This window comes from Moraxella osloensis (assembly GCF_001553955.1).
GTDB classification, from domain to species: Bacteria; Pseudomonadota; Gammaproteobacteria; order Pseudomonadales; family Moraxellaceae; genus Faucicola; species Faucicola osloensis.
On sequence record NZ_CP014234.1, the window covers coordinates 1,037,532 to 1,062,983 of the forward strand.

Here is a 25,452-nt window from a genome sequence, read left to right on the forward strand (position 1 = left end):
TTATATAAGTAGTAGATTCCTTACTCTGAAATTTGGATTATAAACCCTAATATTAAAAATAATCTTCTTTACCTTCTATCTAATAAATATACCAATAAGTTTAATAATTAAATTATCCACCCTTTTTTCTATAAAAAACTATTTTGATCAACTGTATTTTTTCTTTAAAGGAATAACAGTGTAAATTACATTAAGAATGTGTCTCTAACTAGCCTTGGAGTCATCTAATCATTTCATTTTTATTTTTTTAAGCACATAAAATCATAACAACTTTAATAGTTTAGGACTTACGCATTGACGGATTCAAAAAAGTATTAAAATACTTTATAAAGTATCTGTGATCAGACGAATTAAACATGCTTCTACAGCAACTTGTACATTACCCATTTATATGGGCTTTCTCATGACAGAACCGAACTCTATTAGCTGCACACAACTTGCCGAGACTTATAACATCTCGCATGATAGTGTAAATCGCTTTCTAGAACGTGAAGACTACACACCTCACGACCTATATCAAGAAGCAATTCAACATATTGATAATAATAAACTTATAGTCAGTATTGATGATACTGTTTTAGATAAACCCTATAGTCAACATATGGACTTGGTTAGCTATTTTTGGTCAGGCAAACACCACCGATCCGTCAAGGGTATTAATCTCATTACCTTGTATGCGACAGATCAGAATGGTCAAAATATTCCAATTAATTTCCGAATTTATGACAAATCTGAAAGTAAAACCAAGAATGATTACTTTATGGATATGTTAAGTGAAGTACTCAGTTGGGGTGCAAAGATTCAATTTATTACAGGTGATAGTTGGTATTCATCGACTGGAAATCTAAAAACCATAAGAAAATATGGTATTCGATTTATGTTTGGTATCGACTGTAACCGTAAGGTTTCCCCAGAAAAAGGACAATGGTTTCAACTGCGTTTATTGCCAAATTTCCATCAGGGTCAAGTGGTCTGGCTCAAAGATTTTGGCTTTGTACAATTATTTAAGACTCAGTTAAAAGAACAGCAGAGGTTTTATATTGTGCATCAAGATGAAGATGATTTATTGTCCTTTGAGGGTTTTCATGAATTACATTCAAGTCATTGGAAAATAGAGCAATATCACCGGGTGATTAAACAGGTTTGTCATATTGAAAAGTTTCAAGTAAGACGATCTAAACTGATTTTGAATCATATTTTTTCAGCCTTGATGGCCTACGTCGAGATACAAAAGAACCAGTTTGAGCGGATCTTTGAAAATGTATATCGTTGGCAGAAGAAATTATTTAGACCAGTTATCAAAAACTTCATTGATGACTTTATTCTCGATAAAAATCATCTGCTACCACAGAGAATCTATAAATAATAGTGCGTAAGTCCTATGTACTATGATAAGATTAACCCGTTAGGTCAGGTGGCCTAACTTAAATAAAAAAGTCTCCGACAAACCCGGTACGGTTCAGTAAATCAACGTTATGATTAGTCTAAACTGATCATTGATTAAAAATGTTGCTACTAAAAACGATGTAAGTCAAAAATGATGCGAGCTAAGGACGAGCATGAATTAATTAACGATCATGAATGAACTTATGGAGGGTAAAGGACTTTATAGCGAGATTAAGTCATCGTATTAGATGTCGAATGAAAAGAACAGTACAGATCAGAAAATCAAAAATTATGGATATTTTGAAGAAGGAAAGACAATGAAAGTTAAATTTTTAACGGTTTCATTGATGTTTATTTTGCCATTTTCTGTTTTTGCAGCAAATGGACAAGTCGAAAAAGCGGTCATTGAATCAAATAATGCGTATAAAACCAAATATAATTTAGACGATATGACAGAGTTTAATTATGCGCAAAAAGGCTTTATTGCCAAGCCAACAGGTCAAATTAAAAGTGAAAAAGGCAATGTGATCTGGGATTTTGATGCGTTTAATTTTTTAAATGATCCAGCACCAAATACTGTTAATCCTGCACTATGGCGACAAGCAAAGCTCAACAATAATGTTGGTCTATTTAAAGTGACAGATCGAGTTTGGCAAATTCGTGGTTTTGATTTGGCAAATATGACCATTATTCAGGGTGATACTGGCTGGATTATTGTGGATACATTAACCTCTAAAGAAACGGCTGAAGCAGCACTTAAATTTGCTAGGCAGCATTTAGGTGAGCAAAAAATTTCAGCCATTATCTTTACCCATAGCCATATCGATCATTTTGGTGGTGCATTAGGCGTTCTTTCTACAGAAGAAATTAACGCTAGAAAAACCCCAATTATTGCGCCACAAGGCTTTATGGAAGAAGCGACCAGTGAAAATTTGATGGCAGGTTCAGCCATGATACGTCGTGCGACCTATATGTATGGAACCTTTTTACCAAAGAATGCTGAAGGATTGGTGGATACAGGTTTAGGTAAGGCTGTTGCTGTTGGGAAAATGGGAATCCTTGAGCCTACACAACTGATCACCCAAGCAGAACAGAAAATGAGCATTGATGGCTTGGATTTTGTGTTTTATAACGTGCCGGGTTCAGAAGCGCCAGCAGAGTTAACCTTCTCTATCCCATCACTGAAACTTTATAATGGCGCAGAAATTCTTTCGCATACCATGCATAATCTTTATACCCTCCGCGGTGCCAAAGTCCGTGATGCCTTAAAATGGGTAGGCTATTTAGACCAAGCAATGCAGCATGCCAAAGCATCCGATGTATTGATTGCACAACATCATTGGCCTGTCTGGGGCAATGACAATATTCAAGATTTTATTAAAACCCAGCGAGATGTTTATAAGTTCACACATGATCAGACGGTGAGATATATGAACTCTGGTTTTAATGGTGCTGAAATTGCCGAGAAAATTCAGCTTCCAGCGGCACTTGATCAAAAGCTATATGCGCATGGCTATTATGGAACCTTAAAGCATAATGTAAAAGCGATATACCAATACTATATGGGATGGTTCGATGCTCATCCTTCCAATTTAGATCCATTACCGCCTAAAGCTGTTGCAAAAAAATATATTGAGTTGGCAGGTGGGGAGAATAATGCATTAAAAAATGCGCGGGATGCCTATGCTCAAGCTGACTATAGATGGGCTGCCGAGATTTTAAAACATATTGTGTTGAATAACCCTCAAAACCAACAAGCAAAAGACTTATTGGCAAATACGTATCGTCAATTGGGCTATGCTGCTGAGGCTTCAACTTGGCGTAATTTCTTTTTGGTGGGTGCTCAAGAGCTACAAAATAATGTACCTATGGAAAATACATCTGATCCGAGTGATTTATTGATTCACACGCCAACTGAAAGATTTCTTGAAGCCATGGCGACAAATTTAGATGTGGAAAATTTAAAAAATGAAAACCAGTGTATCAATCTGGTTTTGTCGGATACCCAAGAGAATTTTTCATTATGGGTTGAAAACTCAATCATGCAGTTTAAACGTCATGATGACAGTAAAGATTTGGCATCGGATTGCCCAACATTAACCGTAACCAAGCCCTTATATCTAAAAATGATTACAGGTCAAATAGAAGGGGTAAAAGTCCTACTTTCGAAAGACAGTAAAGTCAAAGGCAATCCATTGAAAATTGGAAAATTCTTTGCCATGTTTAAACGTCCAGATTCGATTTTCCCAATTGTGACTCGACCAAATGGTTAGGGGGAAATAACGAAGCTTAAATGTTTAGGCTTAATTCAATAGAGTCGAATAAAAAGGGAGAACTTATAGATTAGTTCTCTCATTTTTTATATCAGTATTTCAATAAAAGCTCTTGTTTCATCAAGCAAAAATGATGATGTGCAACGAATCATGTTGGTATTAAAAATTCCTTCTCGTTTTGAGATAAAGCTAGTATGGGTGGACGATTTTAGTATGAGGGGGATTTTATATTGCGCTATGCTTATAGCTACATTGATGTAATTAGTGACTCGTATTGGCTTGAATTGTGAATTAGCTAGGGCTCCTCTATAATTAAATTCTTGCGTGTAGAAAATAGAGAAGTATGTCATCACAATCTCAAGTCGCTTCTACTCAGGTGACAAAACGCCAAACCAAGCCAGCAGAAGTCCGAATTGATGAGCTGATGAATGCTGCACAAACGCTTTTTTTAGCAAAAGGTGTGGAAGCTACCACCATTAGCGAAATTATTGCCAGTGTGGGCGTTGCTAAAGGGACTTTTTATCATTACTTTGAATCGAAACAGCATATTGTTGAAGCCTTAAAAAAACGTTATATCGATTTTTTTATCGCGGCCTTAGACACGGCAGTTGCAACATGTGATGCTGAAGATTGGGTCAGTCAATTTAAGGTTTGGGTCTCGGCCAATATACAAACCTACCTCGAAAGTTATGCAGTGCATGATATTGTTTTTGGTGCACATCACCATGAACGTAAAAATAATGAAAAAAATATGATATTGGAACAATTGCTGCAAATCTTAAATGGAGGGCAGCAGGCGGGTATTTGGCATTTAGAACAGCCAAGATTGACTGCGTTATTGATTTATTCTGGTGTACATGGGGTTGCAGATGAAGCAATTGCCAATCAACTGCACGATAGCACAGATTTTTCTCAGCAAATTGCGCTGCAATATTTAAAAATGCTCCATCATGATGGCTAACTTTTACCATTATTTTGAATCGTATAAATCGCTTCTCGTCTGATATTCTTTTATTATCAATTTTAATTAAAACCCTAAACGATGCATTTTAAAGTCAACCATTCTCCTTAAGTTGCAGTCACTGGTGATCTTTAAAAGTGCTTTCAAGACAGTCTATAAAAAATGAAAGCTTTGGGTTTTAAGTGGGTTTTTATACATTGACCGACGGTCGGTCAATGTATAGTATAATGATTCTCATTTAAATGATCTAGGTGATGTATGAATGCATCTCGCCAGCCGATTTATCTTATTCTAGCGCTCTATATCAGTACCTTTCTGTGTTTGGTGGATTTAAGCAGTGTCAATCTTGCACTTGGAAGTATTCAAAACCAATTTAATAGTGACATGGCAGATCTACAATGGGTGATTGATAGCTATGCTTTAAGTCTATCGAGTTTAATGTTAGCGGTGGGGGCATTAAGTCAGCGCATAGGGCGTAAAAAATTATGGTTGCTGGGTGTGATCATTTTTATTGTGGGTTCATTGATTTGTGCAATGGCAAGCAATTTTAGTTTATTGATTATTGGACGAATGATTCAGGGTGTGGCTGGTGCAGTTTTAATCCCTTTGGCATTGGCGATCATGGTGCATCATTTTCATCAACCGCAAGACAAAGCACGTGAAATTGGTCGCTGGAGTTCGTTTAGTGCATTTTCATTAATTGTCGGTCCATTGATGGGTGGGTTGCTGGTACATCATTTTGGTTGGCAAAGTATTTTCTGGCTCAATCTTCCTGTTGGGGTTCTAACGATTTACTTGGGCTATTATGGTATCGAGGCGGATCAGAAATCGGTGGCTGTACCTTTTGATTATCTAGGTTTGCTCTACAGTGCTGTAGCGATCGTCACATTAACGTATAGCATTATTGCATTACAACATGTGCATTTAGCGCATTGGTTTATGCTGAGTATTTTCTTATTTATCTTGGCAAGTATGGCGTTTGTATGGCAGCAAAAACATGCCACTCATCCATTGATCCCCAATCATTTATTTAAAAATAAACGGTTTTTAGCCTATAACGCGATTTCTTTTATTTTAGGGTTTGCAGGATATAGTTCGTTATTTGGTGGTGTTTCAAAAAGTATGCTGAAAAAAAGCAGGTTGGATTTTGATAAAATAGAGAAATGCGAATAACTCTAGAAATCAAGTGTCCAGCCTGCCTAAGTGACAGTATAAAGAAAAATGGCACAAAAGTAGATGGTAAGCAAAATTACCAATGTAAAATATGCAGACGTCAATTTATTGGTGATCATGCTCTCAGTTATCAAGGCTGTCACTCAGGTATCAAAACCAAAATATTACACCTCATGGTGCGAGGCAGTGGTGTCAGGGATATAGCAGAAATTGAAAGAGTAAGTATCGGTAAAGTTCTACGGACACTTAGCCAATCAAAATATCAACTTCGAGCACAGCAAAGTCATTATGAAACCCTTGAAGTAGATGAGTTTTGGACTTTTGTTGGTCATAAGCAAAATAAACAATGGCTAATTTATGCCTATCATCGAGAAACAGGTGAAATTGTTGCTTATGTATGGGGTAACCGAGATTTAGCCACTGCAAAACGACTTAAATTAAAATTGAAGCAGTTAGGTGTAAGCTATACATGTATATCAAGTGACCATTGGGATAGCTTTGTTACGACCTTTAAAGAATGCAAACAGTTGATTGGTAAATTTTTCACTGTGGGTATAGAAGGCAATAATTGTCGATTACGGCATCGAATCAGGCGAGGCTTTAGGAGAAGCTGCAACTTCTCCAAAAAGCTTGAAAATCATTTCAAAGCCTTTGATTTAGTGTTCTTTTATATCAATAATGGATTCGTTTAATGCCAGCATACTTTTTGAAACACCACCAACTTGTTAGGTACAACCTGTCAGTCAACCCCAGTTATTTGGTTATCTAGTTGCCTAATTATTTATTTAGTTAGTTAGCTAGTTACCTCGTTAATAGTGGCTTGCTGCCAGTTAGGAACCTGCTATGAAACTATTAAATACGATTGCGTCAGCCGTAACCTTGATGGTTGCAACGACGACTTGCAGCTTTGCCGCTACCGAAATTGATGAAAAAGATTTTGGTCCAACCTATGGCTCCATGGTCGCTGATACCATTGTAGGTAAGCCATTGGGTGCATTGGCAGTGGTGGGCGGCGTGGTGACAGCGATTGCCAGCATGCCATTTACCATCTATAACGATGAAATCGATCAGGTAGAACGCAAGCTGATTCTTGAGCCACTGGCGGCACTCGATCGCTGCTTGGGCTGTACCCCTGCTGAAGACCAATATTTTCGCTCACAGCGCCCTAATAATAACCAAGTGCGCGTCACCGTTGATGGACCTTCTGAGATTTTAATCGACACCAACCAAAAAGTTGTTGTGAAAACCCCTTAGTTTTTTCGTCAACGATTTAAGCAAGCAATTGGCCGCCGCTGATTGCTTTTTTTATGACTGTTATGTTCATGATAACTTTTTTGCACCCATAAATTGTTTGCTATAGTCGCTTTTAAACGAGTCTGCTCATCATTTGTCAAAATTTGGCTTACTGCTCGTATAAAAAGCGCTCGTATAAGCTTGTATAAAAAGTTGATTACCAAGGAAGATAACCGTCATGTCAAATCTAACGCTAAAAACACCGTCAGCATTAGCCTCAGCCCCTACGCAGCAAACCATTCAAATAGCCACCAAACACCCTGCCACACTGGCGGCGACGGTGTTTCGTCCTGATACGGTTAAAGCAGCAGTGATGATTGCGCCCGCAACAGGTATCAAACGCCAGTTTTATCAAAATTTTGCGCAGTATTTGATGGAGCATGGCTATGGCGTCATTAGCTATGACAATGAAGATATTGGCGAGTCGATGCAAGGCGACCTCAAGCACTCTAATGCGTCACTGATTAGTTGGGGACGCTACGATATGACTGCGGTGCTTGATAGGCTGATTCAAGAGTTTCCCAATACCACCTATCATCTGGTCGGTCATAGCGCGGGCGGTCAATTATTTGGTTTGATGCCCAATCATCACAAGTTCACATCCGTGTTTAACGTTGCCTGTTCGTCTGGGCGAATCCGTAATATGGCGATGCCGTATCGTGCCAAAGCCATGTGGTTTATGGATGTATTTATTCCTGTGTCCAATGTGGTGTTTGGCTATACCCAATCAAGCAAAATTGGCATGGGCGAAGACTTGCCCAAAAATGTCGCCAAACAGTGGCGAGATTGGTGCAATGGCGCAGGCTATATCAAAACCGCCTTCGGTAAAACAGTGAAAACCCACTATTACAATGAGGTTAACTTGCCTGCTATGTGGGTGAATGCGCCCGATGATGATATTGCCAATGATAAGAATGTCGCCGATATGATTCGGGTGTTTCCCAACATGCAAGCGACCACCCAAACGCTAAAACCCAAAGATTATGGCTTACAGCATATCGGGCACATGAAATTTTTTAGCCGGCAAAACCAGCTACTTTGGCAGCAAACCCTGGATTGGTTACACCAACATGGGTAATTAAACAAGGGGCATGGTGATTATGCCCCTTGTTTGCTGCTAACAGTCGGATGAAAACAGCACGCTAAACCCTATCAATTTAAAAGCTAGCTTGTTAATAACCCACGCGGTTAAAACGGCACGGGGCTTTCCCATTCCATCCATACACCTGTATTGGGATGTTTTAAGCGTAATTTGTGTGCATGTAAGCAAAGCCTAGGCGATAAATCAAACGCTTGACCGCCCAATACATCTTGCGCGTAGATGGGGTCGCCAAGCATCACATGCCCGATATGCAGCATATGAACGCGTAGTTGATGACTGCGCCCTGTGACAGGATGCAAGGCGACACGGCTAACTGCCTTACCCTCACGCAGTTCGTGATGCAAGGTTTCATATTTCGTATAGGCACGTTTATCCCAATTCATATCGACGATATGCTTGGGTTTTTGTGGTGGGTCGTAGCGCACGGGCACATCGATTTCGCCTTGCTGCGGCGGCGTTCCCCAGACCAGCGCTTGGTATTCTTTGCTCGGAATACGCTCGATAAATTGTTTGCTGATATGGGTTTGCGCCTCGCTATGGCGCGCAAAAATGATAATCCCTGAGGTGTCCATATCAAGTCTGTGAATAAGTTTGACGTTGGGGTCGGCTTTTAGCAGGCGCGATTGCAAGCTTACTTTGAGTTCTTTACCATCCACCGATAACAGCCCGTGCGGTTTGTCGATGACCCAAATGTCGTCATCACGATACAAGGTAACAGATTTGGCGAAGTCGTCAAAGAATGACTGCGGCTGCTGACTTTCTTCAAGATTACGCTGTGCAATGGATGCTGGGGTTAACGCTTGGGGCAGTTGTCGCATGGGTGGTTTTTATTCTCTAAAATCTATTTGATTGAAAATTGATAGTATTTAAATCACTATTTGCGCTCTGACCTTTGGCAAACTTCACCAAAGTCAAGCGTCCAAACGCAATTAAAAATCCTTTGGCAAATTTTTTATGTGCAACCGTTATGCTTTCGCCATTATCGCAAAGACTTCTTTTGCCGCTTGCAACGTGGCATCCAAGTCTTCTTGCGAATGCTCACTACTTATAAAGGCTGCCTCAAAGGCGGATGGCGCAAGATACACACCGCGATCGAGCATACCGTGGAAGAAGGTCGCGAATTTTTGCGCATCGCATTGGCACACCTCGTCAAAGTTTTGTGGCAATGTATCGCTATCAGTAAAAAACATCCCAAACATACCGCCACAGCGCGTGGTTTTAAAGCCAATACCCGCATCCTTCGCCAACCGTTCAAGATTATCCGTCAAATAAACGACTTTTTCACTTAATGCGTCATAAAAACCCTCAGCCGTGAGCAAATCAAACATGGCAATACCGGCACGCATCGCCAGTGGATTGCCTGATAAGGTGCCTGCTTGATACACACCGCCTAACGGCGCGATACATTCCATAATCTCACGTTTACCACCAAATGCCCCGACTGGCAGACCTGCACCGATGATTTTACCAAACGTGGTCAAATCTGGTGTGATACCAAAATAGGCTTGCGCTGACTGTAAGCCAACCCTAAACCCAGTCATCACTTCATCGAAAACTAGCACAGCGCCATGCGCGGTACACTCAGCACGCAAGGTATCGTGAAATTCTTGCGTGGGTACAATCATGTTCATGTTGCCGGCGATAGGCTCGACAATCACACAAGCGATGTCATTGCCAAATTGCGCAAAGCAGTCTTTGATGGCTTGCGGATCATTGTAACGAATGGTGATAGTATGTTTGGCAAAATCGGCAGGGACGCCTTTTGAGCTTGGTTCACCGATATCTAACATGCCTGAACCCGCTTTGACCAGCAGACTGTCGCTATGACCGTGATAACAACCTTCAAATTTGACAATTTTGTCGCGCCCTGTATAGCCACGTGCTAGACGAATGGCGGACATGGTAGCTTCAGTGCCTGAGCTGGTCATACGGATTAATTCAACACTGGGAATCAATTCGCAGATTTTGTCCGCCACCGTGGTCTCAAACGTGGTGGGCGCGCCAAAGCTTAACCCGTCATCTGCCGCATTTTTGACCGCTTCGATAATATGGGGGTGCGCATGACCCAAAATCATCGGTCCCCATGAGCCCACATAATCTATGTAGGGTTTGCCTTCGGTATCATACATTTTGCTGCCACGGGCACGGCTGATAAAGACAGGCGTACCCCCCACGCCTGCAAATGCCCGCACAGGTGAATTTACACCGCCAGGGATATGGGCTTTGGCTTGTTTAAACAGTAGTTGGTTGGTTGTCGTGTTATTTGAGTTATTTGAATTCATGGGGCCCTCAGCTGAATAAATTTTTGCCTATTTTAACAAAATTCGGGGGTATTGAATACGCTTGCCGTCTATCTTAAATTTGGCTGGCTTGACTTTGGGTGAGGAAAAATAGGGGCTCGTTGATAAAAAATGTGGTTTTGGCTTTTTTGATATGTCCCCACCTTTTGGCAGCAATGTTTTGGTAGCAATGGTAGCGATCTACTTGCTGCTATCTTTATATTTAAAAACCCCAATGCCATGCACTGGGGTTGTTGTGTTGTGATGTTTATTGCATCAGTTTGCTGAGCAATTATTTGTGGTGATTGAATGAGATATTGGGTACTGCCAATTCGTTATATTCGCCTTTTTCATTTGACTTCCTCCCCTTGCTAAAGCAAGGGGATTCCTTCTACAAGACGGTTAAGCCCGACCGCAAGAATGTTCTTACTGGCATTGATATCTCTATCATGCCATGTGCCACACGAAGCACATATCCATTCTCTTATTCCAAGCGATTTTCTACCTTTCGGACTATTGGCGGTGATTTCACCGCAACACGAACATCGCTGGGTCGTGTATCTCTCATTCACGATTTCAAAACGACAACCTGCGTTCTCGCACTTATAGGTCAGTTGTCGTTTTAGTTCAAACCAGCCTGCATCGTAAACCGATTTGGCGAGTTTGCCTTTTTTACTGTTAAATTGATTACTCTGAATATCACCGACCACGATTAGGGCATTGTCTTTGACTAATTGGGTGGTGAATTTGTGTATCAGGTCTTGGCGTGTGTTTTTGATTTTGGCATGGATAGCCTTGATACGTTTTTTGTTGTTTGAGCGTTGGGCTATAGCTAATTGTTTTGCATATTTTAGCGTTTGCTTAATGGTTAGCTTGTCACCGTTTGAGGCGGTAGCACTGTCTTTAAGCCCTAAGTCAATGCCTACGCTACCCGTTCCGCATGATTGTTTGGGATAGTCTTTGACTGTGATACAGGCATACCAACGGTTACGGCTGTCTTGGACGACCTCAAGGGTGTTAATTTGATATAGGCTAAGGTTGTAGCTGTCCCATAGGTCGATGATTAGCTTTTGTCCTTTGGCTAAACTAAGCTGTAAGGTGGATTTTAAGCCTTTTTTACCTGTTTGGTGTGTGGCGATGTGTTTGATGGCAGATTGTTTAAACGGTAGCCAACCCAAGCTTTTACGCTTTGATTTTGGGTTATTGGTTCGCCAGTTTAGTTTGGCTTTTTTGAATTGGCGACGCGATTTGGCGTGGGTTTCATTGATGGCTTGGATAGTCTGACTGTGTAAGCCAAGTAGTTCACCGCTACCTTTGGTGTATTCGTTTAGGTCGTAAGCACTAAAGAACTTGCCAGTCTTTTGCAGATGCTTGTAACTCAAGTCATTCACATAGTTCCATACGAAATTCACTAAACCGCTTAGACGGTTAAGCTTTGCTGTGTGTTTATCTCGTATGCGTAGCTTGAGTGTTTTCATGCAAATTATTTTAGCAAAATTTATGCAAGCGTTATAGTGTACAAGTTGCCTTATATCCACCGCCTAAAGTCGGTGGTTTTACGGCAACGGATGATAAACTGGATGATTAAATATCTTCAAGCTTTAGCACATCATAAGCGGGGGTCTCATACGGGTGTGCCTGTTTTAAGGCTTGCACCACCGCTTTGATGCGCGCATCTGCAACCACTATCTCAACTCGCCATTCTTCGATTGTTTGTAATTGATTGGTGGTACCAATAAAGGCTTGATTGCCTGCCAATGGCATAAACTGTCCTGTACCCAACACCTGCCAACAGCAATACTGATAATTGCCAATCTGCCCTGCCCCTGCGTCAAACAAGGCTTGTTTGACAGGCTCAAGATAATCGGTCGGTATGTATGTGGTGAGTTTATACATGATTGGTTTTTTCATCCCTGTCATTATTAGGTATTTGCCTTAATCTAGCATATTTTTTTTGCAAAAAGCGCGTTGGTCGACGGTTTTTCGTTGATTATTCCCCCGTTTTAAAAAAAATTCACCATAAATTCGCCATATATTATACAATATTGTATAATATATATTATCGTGAAATGCTTAGGTGGCGTATGTTGTTATTTTCTATTGCAGATTATAGTCATCCATTGGTGGGTGGCATGTTGATTGGGCTCTCTGCGGTTATGCTTTGGTGGAGTATTGCCAAGATTGCTGGCATCAGTGGCATTGTTGCCAGTCTCTGGCAGCCAAACTCACCCGATTTTGCTTGGCAATTGGCGTTTTTTGTGGGCTTGTTGGTATCGCCTTGGGTGTTTGCTATGTTCTGTAGCTTGCCAACCATCACGGTATCATCATCGCCTTGGCTGTATGTCATCGCAGGGTTATTGGTCGGTGTGGGCACGCGGATGGGCTCAGGATGTACCAGTGGTCATGGTATCTGTGGCAATGCGCGCTTTTCACCCCGTTCATTGGTGGCAACCATTGTCTTTATGTCCGCAGGGTTTGTGACGGTGTTTATCGGTCGTCATTTGTTGTCATTGATTTAATTGAGACGTTAGGGGCATATATCATGCGAAAAGAAATTGTGTTATTGATTAGTGCTATCTGTGGGTTGGTTTTTGGTACGGGTTTGATTGTCAGTGATATGGCAAACCCAAAAACCGTGCAAAGCTTTCTTGACCTTGCAGGTGAGTGGAATCCTGCATTGATGTTTGTGATGGTTGGCGCGCTCATTGTCGCCACCATCGGTTTTAACTTAAGTCGCTTAAAAAAGACCAGTCTATCGGGTGCGCCGTTTCCACCGATTCGCCGCGGTATTGATAAGCGCTTGGCGATTGGGTCGATGATATTTGGTGTCGGTTGGGGCATCGCTGGTATCTGCCCTGCCCCTGCGGTGGTGCTCATGGGCATGGGCATCTGGCAAGGGGTGGTGTTTTTTGTCGCCATGCTAGTGGGTATGGGCATGGTGATAGCGTTTGATAAAACCCAATCTGCTTAGTCATCATTAGTCATCAGTAGGGTGAAATAACCGATAAAACCCAGACGCCATGAGCCAGCTTGCTAGTTGCTGTGGCGTTTCTGTTTGCCCTTGCCGCACCCAATGAATATAGGTGTGATACAGCATTCCTGAGGCAAATACCAGATTGTACTCCCCGCTTTTATCCTGATTTGGCGCGCTCGTAGCTTGGCAAGTCAATGCCTGCTTTTTGCGGTATTCGACAAAAATTTTGCTATTAAGGAGTGTGTCTAAAATCAGCCCTTCAAAGCCTTGGTTGAGCAAAATCTTGGTCGACAACTCAAACTTGCTCAGATAATCAAACACTTGTCGCAAAGACGCATAAAACTCGCCCTCGCTTGCCGCCGTCAAGTCGATAAAAGGAAAATCATCCTCAATCTGCGCCAAATAGTCTTTGAGTAACGCAAGTTTGCTATCGTAATTGCGATAATACCCCATGCGACTCACACCCGCCTTTTGGGTCAGCTCGGTGACGCTGATATCAGCAAATGGCGTGGATTCCATGAATTTGAGCAGCGCTATGGCGAGCGAACGTCTGACCACGGTATTGGCATTGCCCATGATATGCGCCTGCTGTCCAAAATCACTCAAGCTCGACTCAATACTCGTACCCGTGGGCGATGGAAGCGGTGTGAAGGTTGGCTTTGGCACGCGTTAATCCTTTCAACTCAAGCCTTTACTTAATTTATCAAAACAAAACGAACCCAAATGTCACAGTTGCTGCAGCCTGCTGAAAAATTAGTATACCCTAATTAGGTAGCGGGTTGAACTGTTTAGCGCTAAACCGCTGTTATACAAAGACAGATGCAGCCAAAAAGCCACTGCAAAGTAGCCTGCGGCAGGTCAGCTATAAGGACAACTATTAAGGAAAATAAGGGGAAAGCGATACATGAAAGGTCAATCATTTGATACGGATTTTTTGGTTATAGGCTCAGGCTTTGGCGGTAGCGTCTCGGCGATGCGACTGACCGAAAAAGGCTATCGCGTGATTATCGCGGAGCAAGGCAAGCATATATCGCCCGAGACCATGCCCAAAACCGTGCGCGATATCAAGCAGTTTTTGTGGTTGCCTGCGCTCAAGTACAAAGGTTTTTTTTCGCTTCAGCTATTTAAGCATGTCATGGTGTTGCATGGTAACGCGGTGGGCGGTGGCTCAATCACTTATGCCAACACCTTATTACAACCAGAAGACAAAATCTGGCAACAAGGTAGCTGGGCAGGGCTTCACGACTGGGAAGCGGTGATGCCACAACATTATGAGACCGCCAAACGCATGCTAGGCGTGAGCCAAAACAAAAAAGTCGGCAATGCCGATTTGATGCTACAAAAAATGGCAAACTTGAGTGGCGTGGGCGATAGTTTTTATCTCACCGATGTGGGCGCCTACTTTAGTGACCATGACAAGTATGCTCATCCTTCTGTCAATGGTGACCCGTATTTTGGCGGCGCAGGTCCTAAGCGCAGTCCCTGTATAGGCTGTGGTGGCTGTATGGTGGGCTGCCGTTATGGTGCCAAAAATACCCTAGATAAAAACTATCTGTATTTTGCCCAAAAAAATGGCGCTACCCTGCTCGCTGAAACCAAAGTCACGGATATAGTACCGATAGCTGATGCTAGCAAATCGCCTGGCGACCCTGCCTATCAAAACGGTTCGCAAGGCTATCGGGTGACGCTTCAATCAGCGGATAAAGGTGAGTATCAAATCACCACCCAACAGATTGTGCTGTCAGCCTCCAGCCTCGGTAGCCAAAAACTGCTGTTTGAGCAGCGCCATAAGGGCAATATGCCCCATATTTCCCCTTATCTTGGCAAGCGTATCTATACCAATGCTGAGTCCTTGCTAGGGGTGCGATTTTTGGATGACCAACATGGCGCCATGAGTGATGGCGTGGCTATCGGCTCTGGGATTTATTTGGGCGATGGCACACACATTGAGGCGACGCGCTATCCTGAAGGTTTTAATATTGCGTCATTTTTGGCGACGTTAAGCAATTATAAGAACGGCAAAAAAATGTCGCTACTGGCTTGGTTATGGTGTTTTATAGCGCAGTTTATCCTCAAGCCCCGTCAGGCGTGGCGTGCATTTCGACCGCATAATATGGCAAAACAAAGCCTTATCTTGCTATGTATGCAAAGCACGCCCTATGCGCTTGAAATGCGCTATCAAAAAAGCCCGTGGTGGCGGGCTTGGTTGGGTAGTCGCTACCAGATGCAAACCTATGGCCCTGCCATCCCCGCCTTTATCCCAGAAGCAAGCGCGTTTGCCGAGCAGATGGCAACCCAAATGGGAGGAATTGGTTATGGCGTGTTGTCGGAAGTATTTTTGAATATCCCGACCACCGCGCATTGTATGGGTGGGATTTCGCTGGGCAATTCTGCAGCAGATGGCGTGGTTGATAAGTACCACCGATTGTTTAATTATCAAGGGTTTTATGTCTGCGATGGCGGCAATATCTCGACCAACTTGGGCGTCAACCCAAGCCTCACCATAACGGCGTTGACAGAGCATGCCATGAGCCATATTCCGCAAAAATCAACCCAGTCACCGTACCCTGCGGATACCACCAGGCAAAACGTAACGCTCGTTCAAAAAGATGCTAGCAAGATACCGGATTAACTGCTATGTTGAGTTAAAATTTAACTAAATGATTGGGATAATACACATGACACCTCAAGACAACTCGGATGCAACTAGTTCGGATGCAACTATCAATACCATGCAGCAGCAGTTTGACATCATGCGAACGGCTAGCCGTCAAGACCAATATGTCGATTGGTCAATTCGCAGTGCGCGGCTAAAAAAGCTAGAACAGCTGGTGATGGACAACCAAAGCGAGATTATCACCGCTATTCATGCCGACTTTGGACAACGCCCAGCGGCTGAAACCACCATGCTTGAACTGTTCCCAACGCTTGAAGCGATTCGTTATACACAAAAGCACGGCAAAGCTTGGTCTGCCAAACAACCGGTCAAAACTGGGATTTGGTTTTTGCCCGCTCGTAGCTATATCCAGCCGCAGCCGTTAGGACTCGTAGGCATTATTGCACCTTGGAACTATCCGCTGTATTTGGTGATTGCGCCGCTGGCTGCCGCATTGGTCGCAGGCAATCGTGCGATGCTCAAAGTCTCAGAAGCCTCACCGAATTTTGAGCAGTGGCTGGCTAATGCGTTACCCAAATACTTTGCCGCAGACGAAGTGACCTTGATTACAGGGGGTGTCGAAGTCGCACAAGCCTTTAGCCGCTTACCGTTTGACCATTTGTTTTTTACCGGCTCTACCGCAGTGGGCAAACATATCATGAAAGCCGCTGCCCAGAATTTGACCCCTGTCACCCTTGAGCTGGGCGGCAAATCCCCTGTGGTGGTGACGCCAAGCGCTGATGTGGCAAAAACTGTCAACCGCGTATGGACAGGCAAAACCATGAACGCAGGGCAAACCTGTATTGCGCCTGATTATGTGTTGATGCAACCGGATAAAAAACACGCCTTTATCGAACAATCAACCGCATGGCTTCACGCCCACTACCCCAATCTTGCAGACAACCCTGACTACAGCTTTATCATCAACCCCAAACAAGCCAGCCGCGTGCAAGGTTATCTTGATGACGCCAAACAGCGCGGTGCCACCCTCCTTCCACTGACCGATTATGCAGTGAATATCGAGACTGGATTTTTCCCACCGATGATTGTCACCGATTTACCAAGCGATGCTAAATTGCTGACCGAGGAGATTTTTGCCCCCGTATTGCCACTGGTGTCCTACCAAGACTTGGCGCAAGCGGTGGCGTATGTGAATGAGCGTGACCGCCCACTGGCGCTGTATGTGTTTGGCGAGGATAAAGCCGACACCGACTACGTGCTCGCGCATACGGTGAGTGGCGGCGCGTGTATTAACGAAACTATTTTTCACATTGCCCAGCAAAATCTGCCGTTTGGCGGTGTCGGGGCATCAGGGATGGGGCGTTACCACGGCAAATATAGCTTTGACACCTTCTCTCATCCAAAAGCGGTGTTTAAACAAAGTCACCTTAATTTCGCGCATTTGCTCCAACCACCGTATGGCAAGACCTTTTGGAACATGATGAAGGTGATTTTAAAAGCCTAGTGATTGCAATGCCTAGACAACCTTGTATGGATAACATTGTCTATATAACCTTGCATAAGTCACCGTTACTGTCACTCTTGTAAATTGGTAACGTCGTATGTGCTAGCTCATTGATAATAGTTGTCGTGCTTTTTGAGCCACCAGTTCATGTTATCTTGGCGTTTGGCGCGAAATTGCGCCAATCTTTTGGCAATAGCCGCATTGTGCGCTCGTGCGGTATCAAGCCCAAATAGAATCGGCACACTGACAAGCACGCCATAGCGCCATTTTGGGCTAGGCAGTCCCAAGCCATCGCCAATATCATCACCCACTAAAGTCCGTGTGACACTGGCATTGATCCGCTCAACCAGCTGTCCGCGTCTGTTATCCTCACCCATAATTTGCGAGGGTAAATCATGCAGCGCTTTGGCGAGAGGTTTACCAAATTCAAAATCTAATTGCTGGGTTGCCAAATAGCTATAAAGCCATGCCCACGCCTCGGTTTCATCTTCAGGAATGCGCGCCAGCTCAATCCCCATCCACCAACTTGCCAGTTGCCATAAGTGCATGATGCCTTGTGATTCTTCGGCGCTGATTCTTGCCCCCAGTAATTTTAGTCCGCGCATAATGAGTAGTGAAAACTGCAGGTGGGTTGCCACCATATCGGTTTGGTTAATGGGCAACCCCCAGTAACCACTGTCCCAATCATGACTGCATAAGTGTTGTCGTACCAGACCGTGTATCTGACGCACTTGCAGACTTTGTCGCCAGCCTTCTGTGCCGATTGCCAATGGGGGTTGCTGGTTGCGGCTAATCGCTGGGTACTCAGATACTGCCAAAATATACGCATAGGTTCGCATGAGCCTAGGCAGTGCATCATGCACTAACGCCCCTGTTTTGATGAGTGGCAATGAGAGCGCAGGGATACTATACCCTGCCATTAGCGCGACATTACGCAATAACCAAATCAGCATCAACGGATAGCGCCGATAGGCAATTGCGCCAATCTCGGCAAGCTTGGCATCATACCAACTTGGATATTGGCAAAACTGCTGATACAGCGTCTCAAACACGGGCTGTTGCAATAACGCTTTGGCTGCCGATACATTACCCGTTTGCGCTATCCCTTGCTCATGCAAAATCAATTGCTGCAGAGGTTTGGCAAATTTGATACCGCTGGATAACAGCGCATCGACAGGCTGATCTGCGATACCATATCCCTGCTGCATCTGTTGCAATAAATCCTTTGACACCTCAAAATCACGGGGCAATAAAAATCGTTTGATACGCTGCAACACTTGTAAATCAGCATGGTGGTCAATGTCAGTATTGCGCCCCAGTGTCGGCAAATCGGTTTGATAAAGCGGGTTCATAGCAGTGATAAATCAGTGATGAATGAATGGATAGCCTAGCGCATTTTGGCAACTAAAAAATGCTTGTGTGCCAAAAAAAATCGTTTTTTTTGTTTAAAAATGTTAGACCTTAATCGACTGTGTGTATTTACTGGATGAATTTGATCGTAGCTTGCCTAATGGGTTTCAGTGACCAGTTGAATAATGACGAGTTGGGTAATGATGACTAGCATAGCGCTAGTCCATGTCATATGTCACGTTGATAAAACTGTATCATGTCACATTTATCGAACTATTTTGTCGCTGACGCTAAGCCTATTTTTGATTACACTATAGCCAACCTCTCTTGTCTTAACAGTATCAAAATCGAGCCACCCTTTGAAATCACCTAGAATCTTAGAAACGCCACCCAATTGGACCGAGGATGAAAAACCCGCGTTACCCGGTTCCCCGCCGAGTATTGCTCACTCTCGATCAAAAAGCATTGTGTACTTTGTCATCGGCGTTTTTATTGCAATTTGTGGTGGCTTGGGCAACGGCATTATTACCGCCAATTTACCGCAAATCTAAGGCGAATATGCGCTGACACCCTCACAAGTGGCTTGGATACCTGCTGTGTATGTGATGGCAAATGTCAGCGCCAACCTGCTGCTGTTTAAAGCGCGTCAACAATTTGGGTTACGCTGGTTTTCTGAAATATCCCTGCTGATGTTCATGCTGGTGATGTTTATTCATATATTTGTGCAAAACTATCCGATGGCTTTACTGGTCAGGGCAATAGGAGGCTTTGTCGCGGCGCCGTTATCCTCACTCGGGCTCTATTATGTGATGCAAGCCTTTAGTAGTCAGTATCGCCTGCAAGGTTTGTATATTGGTTTTGGGGTCAGTGCGCTGGCGATTCCGTTGGCTTGGATAATGTCCCCTTATTTGGTCAATGTTAACGACTGGACTCGGCTTTACACCTTTGAGTTTGGTTTGGCACTGTGTTGTTTTGCGATGGTGGTCGCCGTCAAGTTGCCACGAAGTCTACGTATCGAAGTGTATGAGAAGAAAGACATTCTCACCTTTTTGTTATTGGCGCCCGGTTTTGGATTACTGTGTGGGGTGTTGGTACAAGGGTCAATTTTGTGGTGGGAAAACTCACCGTTATTGGCGTATATGCTCATTGGCGCGTTGTCGCTGTTGATGTCAGGCTTTTTCTTTGAGCATTACCGCAAAAATCCCCTGATTATGACCCGCTGGCTAGGGAGTTTTGCGTTATGGCGTTTTGTGGTCGGCGCTTTTTTATTGCGTTTGATTATGTCTGAGCAAAGTTATGCGGTGGTGAATTTTTTAAAATCCCAAGGCATCATGTCCGACCAGTTTGTGGGTTTTTATACGGTCATATTTTTTGGTATGTTGGCAGGTTTGATAGTCAGCGCACTGACCTTTTCACGGGATCATTTGATTCCGCCGATGGTGGTAGCGACTTTGCTCGTGGCGGTTGCCGGTGTGTATGATGCCAATATGCTCACCAGTGACGTACGACCCCAAAATTTTTATCTCAGTCAATTTGCAGTCGCGTTTGCAGGCTCACTGTTTATGGGTCCATTGGTATTGATGGGATTTGGGCTGACGCTGCGACAAAGCGTTAATCATGTCATCACCTTTATCATATTGTTTGGGGCTACCCAAAACTTTGGCGGGCTGGTAGGCTCGGCTTTTTATAGCACCCTGCAACAGCAGCGCACCCAGTATCATAAACAAAGTATTTTACAGCAAATGCAATCGACGGATGCCACGGTAACCCAGCGGCTTCAACAATACCAAGCAGGGTTTAAACCCGTCATCACCGACAACAATTTATCGCAGCAACAAGCCCAACAATCCCTCAACCAAATTGTCACGCGAGAAGCGCAGATTAAAGCGTATGGCGATATCATTACTGTGAACAGTTACATTGCCACGTTTTTATTTGCTTGGGGTATGATTAATATCGCCCGCAAAAAATACATTGAAAATCGGCAAAAAATAGCAATTAAGCAAACATAGACTGGATACGCTAGAGGGTCTAACAAGGCGACCCAATTAGATAACTGTTTAATGATAAATAAAATTTAATCATCAATAAAATGCTTACGGAAAACCCAACTCATGAGTAGTGAAGCAAAAACCCAAAATGATGCGCCAGCTGATGACAGCGATAATAAACCCACACAGGTACCGGAAAAGATTATTAAGCCTAGGCCGCTTACCTTAATTATCATGTTGGTGATTTTTTTGCTCGGTGTTGGGGTGATTTTATGGGCATGGCATTTGGGTCCGTTTAACACACCACTGCAACAAACTGAAAATAGTTATGTCAAAGGCAATATCACCCTATTGTCGGCACAAATTAATGGTTATATCGAAAAAGTCTACGTCACCGATTTTGAGGACGTCAAACAAGGTCAGCCGTTAGTTAAAGTCAGCAGTGCTAACTACTCACAGCAAGTGGTACAAGCCGAATCAGGGCTGGAACAAGCGACTACTAATTTAGCTAACCAGCAACAAATCATCGAGCAGCGCAAAGCCGATGTCAAAGCCGCGCAGGCAAAAGTAGCACAAGTTAAAACCCAGCTAGAATTGTCTATCCAACAGCTGAAACGACTTGAATCTTTGGTCGGTGTTGGCGCCGTGTCACAAAATGAAGTCGATACTGCCAAAGCAGCAGTTAAAAACAATGAAGCATTGATGAGCCAAGCAATCGCCAGTGTCGATGTCGCCCGCGAAGGTCAAAAAACCGCGGAAGTGGCAAAGATTGGTTTGGTGGCACAGGTTAAAAGCGCCAATGCACAGTTAAATCAAGCCAATACCAACCAAGAGTATGGCTTAATTACCGCCCCGACCTCAGGTAAATTAGGGCAAATCAATATCCGTACCGGTCAGCTGGTGACGCAAGGCACGCAGTTGGTTTACCTCATTCCAAAATCGATGTGGGTCATTGCCAATTTTAAAGAAACCCAAATTGATAAAATGAAAATCGGGCAAAAAGCGTGGTTTACTGTCGATGCCCTAGGCAAACAAAAATTTACGGGGGTAGTCAAAAGCATCTCCCCCGCAACAGGGTCAGAATTTAGTGTCATTAAAACCGACAATGCCACTGGGAATTTTACCAAAGTGGTACAGCGCATTTCTGTACGCATTGACATCGATGACAACCAAAGTCGTCTGAATGAATTGATGCCAGGCATGTCGGTAGTGACAACGGTAGATACGTCAAGTTAGCAAATTAACCCTTTTTTATTCTCCTCTACCAAACGCAGTTTAGCCAGATAAGCTTAAAAAATCTTTCGCTAAATAAGCTGGGTTAGGATATTGATAGAACCCCTCACCCGTGGCTTCACCCAGTTTATTGGTATCGACCAGTTCTGCTTTGAGCTTTTCAGCGGGCTGCTGCAAAGAAGGGTCCGTTTTTGCCAGTTCATTAAAGATGTTGTAGTTGGTTTTCATGCCATTTTTATCCAAAATCGCCATCGGTCCAAAGGGTGAACCCGTGGCTATCATCCACGTTTTATCAATGGTTGCGGCATCGGCAACGCCGTTTGCCCACAGTTTTAACCCCGCTACCAATAACGGAATCAATAAGCTATTAAGCACATAGCCCGATTGTTCTTTTTTCACCGCTATCGGTAGCATAGCAATGGCTTTGGCAAATTCGATGACGTCAGCATAGACTTGTGGGTCGCAGCTTGGGGCCGCCATCAACTCCACCGTATTACGGATATGGATATGATTGGCAAAATGCAGCATCAAGAATTTTTCTGGACGGTTAGTAAAGGTCGATAACACGCTTGGCAATAACGTCGATGAGTTACTGGCAAACACGGTTTTGGCAGGGGCGGCGGCTGAGGCTTTTTGATAAAAATCTTGTTTGATATCTAAGCTTTCTGGCACCGCTTCAATCAATAGGTCTGCATCTTTTAACGCCTCATTCAAGTCCGTGGTGTAAGCCAAATTGTTGCTAGCTGCTGCCACTTGGGCATCGGTTTTACCTAGGTCGTGCTGATGCTGAGTGGCAAGGTCGGTAAAGCGGGTTTTCGCCTTAGCAATCGCGCCATCGTTAATGTCATAAATCGTCACGTTAAACCCATGAAACGCACATTGCACCGCAATTTGGTTGCCCAATACGCCACTGCCTGCCACGGTAATATTTTTATAGGGTACTTTGGATAAATCCGCTTTGGGTGGTTTTAAAAAATCAGGATTTTTAAAGGCGGGATTGGGGTATTGATAAAATCCTTCGCCCGTTGGTACGCCCAGTTTATTTTTCTCAATGTAATCTTTTTTGAGCATATCAACGACCGCTTGGTCTTGTTGTTTGCCCTTGGCCACAGCAAGCTTGTAAATATTGTAAGGGGTAGTCAGCCCCAGCATATCATAAAAAGCAAATGGTCCCATCGGCGAGCCTGTGCCAAGCATCCAAGTTTTGTCGATGGTTTGAATGTCAGCAATGCCTTGGATATACAGCTGCATCCCTGCATTTAACCAAGGATTGAGTAGTGAATTTAGTACATAGCCCGAGGTTTCTTTGTTGACGATAATAGGCACCATGCCGATTTGTTTGGCAAACGCGGTCACCGCATCAAATACATTAGGGTCAGTATCGGCATGCGACATAATTTCGGCAAGATTGCGCTTCCAAATCTCATTGGCAAAATGCATCATCAAAAACTTAGCAGGACGGTCGGTAAATTTGACCAAATCACTGGGCAACATGGTAGATGAGTTACTGACAAATACGGTTTTTTCGGGTGCGGCTGCTGAGGCTTTTTGATAAAAATCTTTTTTGATGGCGACATCTTCAGGCACCGCTTCAATCAACAAGTCGGCGTCTTTTAAGGCGGCGGTTAAATCTGATGTATAGCTCAAGTTTTGTTCAGCCTGTTTGGCTTGTTCGCTTGTTTCACTTAAATCATCCTGATGACGTTTGGCGATATTGGCAAATTTGGTTTTGGCTTTATTGAGCACCTCGTCATTGATATCATACACAACGACTTTAAAACCATGAAACGCCGCTTGTACCGCGATTTGATAGCCCAAAACACCACTGCCTGCGACTGTGATATGGGTAAAATTAACAAGAGGATTCGACTCTGACATACAATACTCCTAGATTGATTGGCAAATACGCAACTTTATTTTTGGTATTATCGTATTTGCTAATCACTATGTTTAATAGCTTAAGTTTAATGAAATAAGTTTAATGGCGTAAAAAGGTAAAAAACCGTTAGCCCAGTCACAGGTTAACGGTTGTTGAATGATTGAGGGCGATGTAGTTTTTCACTCAATGGGTGAAATTTTACCCCAAACAATGCCCCCTTAACCGCCCCGCTACTGGTTTTTTGCCAAATTTAAAGGTTATAAAAATCTTTATCAAATGCCTGTTTTAGATTGATTGGCTCGGCACGTTTTTTATGATTTAAACGATGGCGAGTGGTCGAGGCGGTCTGATAGGCACGCAGTCGCGCATGTTGCAAATTACCAATCGGACGGTTGGCTTCAATACAGCGAAACGGGGTAAATGACAAATGCTCCATAATGTCAAAGTTGCCGTCATCCGGCACATCTTGGCAAGGGATGGTAAGTTTTGCCACTGTCACAAACGGGGCGTCTTTTTCATCCCATTCTTTGGTCAAATCATTGATGGGTTGGTCTTTTAAATTACGGCATAGCTGGATTTGCACATCATACTCATAATCGTGCTCACGGATTTCTTGTAAAATCAGAGGACGAATCGCCTCGCTGGTGGCATTGACATCTAGGTCACGGCGTTTGATTTTGGCTTGTGACGCTTTGGTCGGGGCGACACGGATTTTTGCCATATAGTCGCCATGACGCACCGCCCCTTGTGAGTAAAAACTGTATAACAAGGTATTTTGCGGTTTGATGGTTTTAAACTTACTAAAAGCCCTAAAAGTCTTGAGGGATTCTTTGGATGGCAGTTTTTTGCCATATTGGGTAACCCAGTCAAAGGCAAATTTGGCTTGACCTTTCGCCCCTTTGGCAAAATAATCATTTAATTGTAAAAATAGCCGTGAAATATAACTATAGTCTTGGATAGTATTACAAAAGAAAATAGGGAAATTAATCAGATTGTAGTCAAAGTTTGGGCTATCTGGCTCATCTGGCAGTAATTTGTCGCCTTTGACACCAAAGACTTTAATCGCCAACCCTTGAGAAAGTCCCAACTTGTTGTCGGCAGCCACACGAGATGAGCCGTTAGAAAAACGAATCACCGCTTCATGACGAGCGGGTTTGGCATAGATACCTTGGGCATATTCTTTGGGCAGTTTTGGTAAAATCTCAAAGTTGGCTTTTAATGCACAGTAGCCTTTAGCGTGGGCATCTCGGGTGTGATAATTGATTTTGCTAACCGTGTCTGATTTGCCGATATAGTCACGAATATCCGCGGTGATTTGGTCGATGGCTTTTTCATCGTCGCTAGTAAGCTGGTCGATGGCTGGGTCAAACTTGGCATAACGACGACCGAATAATTTATTTAACATGATGATTGTCCTTTGTTATTTTTGTCAGGTTA

The 25,452-nt window shown here is 43.4% G+C and carries 19 protein-coding genes and 2 pseudogenes; 13 read left to right on the forward strand and 8 right to left on the reverse strand.

The genetic code is table 11. The features are described 5' to 3' along the window. Positions 1 to 337: 337 nt before the first annotated feature. The 7 genes and pseudogenes from AXE82_RS04605 to AXE82_RS04635 all read left to right on the forward strand — a co-directional run bounded on the left by AXE82_RS04605 (position 338) and on the right by AXE82_RS04635 (position 8,164). Positions 338 to 1,366 carry an IS701 family transposase gene (locus AXE82_RS04605; protein WP_007116247.1) on the forward strand — a complete coding sequence of 343 codons (1,029 nt, stop codon included), beginning with the start codon at positions 338 to 340 and terminating at the stop codon, positions 1,364 to 1,366. A gap of 337 nt (positions 1,367 to 1,703) precedes the next feature. After that, the gene (locus tag AXE82_RS04610; RefSeq protein ID WP_062331964.1) at positions 1,704 to 3,659 is read left to right on the forward strand and encodes an alkyl/aryl-sulfatase; all 1,956 of its coding nucleotides are present in this window, start codon (positions 1,704 to 1,706) and stop codon (positions 3,657 to 3,659) included. A gap of 376 nt (positions 3,660 to 4,035) precedes the next feature. Then, a complete protein-coding gene (locus AXE82_RS04615) occupies positions 4,036 to 4,620 on the forward strand; it encodes a TetR/AcrR family transcriptional regulator (protein WP_227713381.1) in 585 nt (194 codons plus the stop codon). 258 nt (positions 4,621 to 4,878) lie between these two features. After that, a pseudogene (locus AXE82_RS04620) lies at positions 4,879 to 5,724 on the forward strand (MFS transporter); the annotation flags it as partial. Between the two features lie 59 nt (positions 5,725 to 5,783). Beyond that, positions 5,784 to 6,485, forward strand: coding sequence for an IS1 family transposase (locus AXE82_RS04625; protein ID WP_004282341.1), 702 nt, complete (start codon positions 5,784 to 5,786; stop codon positions 6,483 to 6,485). A 151-nt stretch (positions 6,486 to 6,636) separates the two neighbouring features. Further along, complete coding sequence (locus AXE82_RS04630; protein ID WP_062331967.1) at positions 6,637 to 7,047, forward strand: hypothetical protein; 411 nt, start codon at positions 6,637 to 6,639, stop codon at positions 7,045 to 7,047. 217 nt (positions 7,048 to 7,264) lie between these two features. Then, positions 7,265 to 8,164 (forward strand): alpha/beta hydrolase family protein, encoded by a 900-nt coding sequence (locus tag AXE82_RS04635; protein WP_082741411.1) that lies wholly within the window; start codon positions 7,265 to 7,267, stop codon positions 8,162 to 8,164. A 110-nt stretch (positions 8,165 to 8,274) separates the two neighbouring features. Here AXE82_RS04635 and AXE82_RS04640 read toward each other — a convergent pair whose 3' ends face one another. From AXE82_RS04640 to AXE82_RS04655, 4 genes are all read right to left on the reverse strand, one after another. Continuing rightward, the gene (locus AXE82_RS04640) at positions 8,275 to 9,006 is read right to left on the reverse strand and encodes an RluA family pseudouridine synthase (RefSeq protein ID WP_062331970.1); all 732 of its coding nucleotides are present in this window, start codon (positions 9,004 to 9,006) and stop codon (positions 8,275 to 8,277) included. A 147-nt stretch (positions 9,007 to 9,153) separates the two neighbouring features. Continuing rightward, complete coding sequence (gene hemL / locus AXE82_RS04645) at positions 9,154 to 10,470, reverse strand: glutamate-1-semialdehyde 2,1-aminomutase (protein ID WP_062331972.1); 1,317 nt, start codon at positions 10,468 to 10,470, stop codon at positions 9,154 to 9,156. Between the two features lie 368 nt (positions 10,471 to 10,838). Beyond that, positions 10,839 to 11,945, reverse strand: a complete 1,107-nt coding sequence (locus AXE82_RS04650) for an RNA-guided endonuclease InsQ/TnpB family protein (RefSeq protein WP_062331976.1) — start codon at positions 11,943 to 11,945, stop codon at positions 10,839 to 10,841. 106 nt (positions 11,946 to 12,051) lie between these two features. Further along, positions 12,052 to 12,363: a YqfO family protein gene (locus AXE82_RS04655; protein ID WP_040404148.1), complete on the reverse strand. Its 312-nt coding sequence runs from the start codon at positions 12,361 to 12,363 to the stop codon at positions 12,052 to 12,054. 188 nt (positions 12,364 to 12,551) lie between these two features. On the opposite strand from AXE82_RS04655, the gene AXE82_RS04660 reads away from it, so the two are divergent. Together AXE82_RS04660 and AXE82_RS04665 are read left to right on the forward strand one after the other, a co-directional pair. Further along, positions 12,552 to 12,986: a YeeE/YedE family protein gene (locus AXE82_RS04660; RefSeq protein WP_007117055.1), complete on the forward strand. Its 435-nt coding sequence runs from the start codon at positions 12,552 to 12,554 to the stop codon at positions 12,984 to 12,986. A 23-nt stretch (positions 12,987 to 13,009) separates the two neighbouring features. After that, positions 13,010 to 13,438 carry a DUF6691 family protein gene (locus AXE82_RS04665; protein WP_007117056.1) on the forward strand — a complete coding sequence of 143 codons (429 nt, stop codon included), beginning with the start codon at positions 13,010 to 13,012 and terminating at the stop codon, positions 13,436 to 13,438. 6 nt (positions 13,439 to 13,444) lie between these two features. Here AXE82_RS04665 and AXE82_RS04670 read toward each other — a convergent pair whose 3' ends face one another. Then, positions 13,445 to 14,107, reverse strand: a complete 663-nt coding sequence (locus AXE82_RS04670; RefSeq protein ID WP_062331979.1) for a TetR/AcrR family transcriptional regulator — start codon at positions 14,105 to 14,107, stop codon at positions 13,445 to 13,447. A gap of 238 nt (positions 14,108 to 14,345) precedes the next feature. Here AXE82_RS04670 and AXE82_RS04675 point away from each other — a divergent pair, with 238 nt between their 5' ends. Then, the gene (locus tag AXE82_RS04675; protein ID WP_065252126.1) at positions 14,346 to 16,073 is read left to right on the forward strand and encodes a GMC oxidoreductase; all 1,728 of its coding nucleotides are present in this window, start codon (positions 14,346 to 14,348) and stop codon (positions 16,071 to 16,073) included. Positions 16,074 to 16,119: 46 nt separating this feature from the next. Then, the gene (locus AXE82_RS04680; RefSeq protein ID WP_082741412.1) at positions 16,120 to 17,562 is read left to right on the forward strand and encodes a coniferyl aldehyde dehydrogenase; all 1,443 of its coding nucleotides are present in this window, start codon (positions 16,120 to 16,122) and stop codon (positions 17,560 to 17,562) included. 107 nt (positions 17,563 to 17,669) lie between these two features. Here AXE82_RS04680 and AXE82_RS04685 read toward each other — a convergent pair whose 3' ends face one another. Beyond that, on the reverse strand, positions 17,670 to 18,914 hold the full coding sequence (locus tag AXE82_RS04685; RefSeq protein ID WP_062331981.1) for an oxygenase MpaB family protein: 1,245 nt from the start codon (positions 18,912 to 18,914) through the stop codon (positions 17,670 to 17,672). A gap of 357 nt (positions 18,915 to 19,271) precedes the next feature. Here AXE82_RS04685 and AXE82_RS04690 point away from each other — a divergent pair. Together AXE82_RS04690 and AXE82_RS04695 are read left to right on the forward strand one after the other, a co-directional pair. Next, positions 19,272 to 20,924, forward strand: a pseudogene (locus AXE82_RS04690) (MFS transporter). Between the two features lie 102 nt (positions 20,925 to 21,026). Further along, positions 21,027 to 22,139, forward strand: coding sequence for an HlyD family secretion protein (locus AXE82_RS04695; protein ID WP_062331984.1), 1,113 nt, complete (start codon positions 21,027 to 21,029; stop codon positions 22,137 to 22,139). A 39-nt stretch (positions 22,140 to 22,178) separates the two neighbouring features. Here the strand turns inward: AXE82_RS04695 and AXE82_RS04700 are convergent, their stop codons facing one another. Together AXE82_RS04700 and AXE82_RS04705 are read right to left on the reverse strand one after the other, a co-directional pair. Next, a complete protein-coding gene (locus AXE82_RS04700) occupies positions 22,179 to 24,014 on the reverse strand; it encodes a 3-hydroxyacyl-CoA dehydrogenase (RefSeq protein WP_062331987.1) in 1,836 nt (611 codons plus the stop codon). A gap of 251 nt (positions 24,015 to 24,265) precedes the next feature. Next, positions 24,266 to 25,420 carry a catalase family protein gene (locus AXE82_RS04705; protein WP_062331990.1) on the reverse strand — a complete coding sequence of 385 codons (1,155 nt, stop codon included), beginning with the start codon at positions 25,418 to 25,420 and terminating at the stop codon, positions 24,266 to 24,268. Between the last annotated feature and the right edge of the window lie 32 nt (positions 25,421 to 25,452).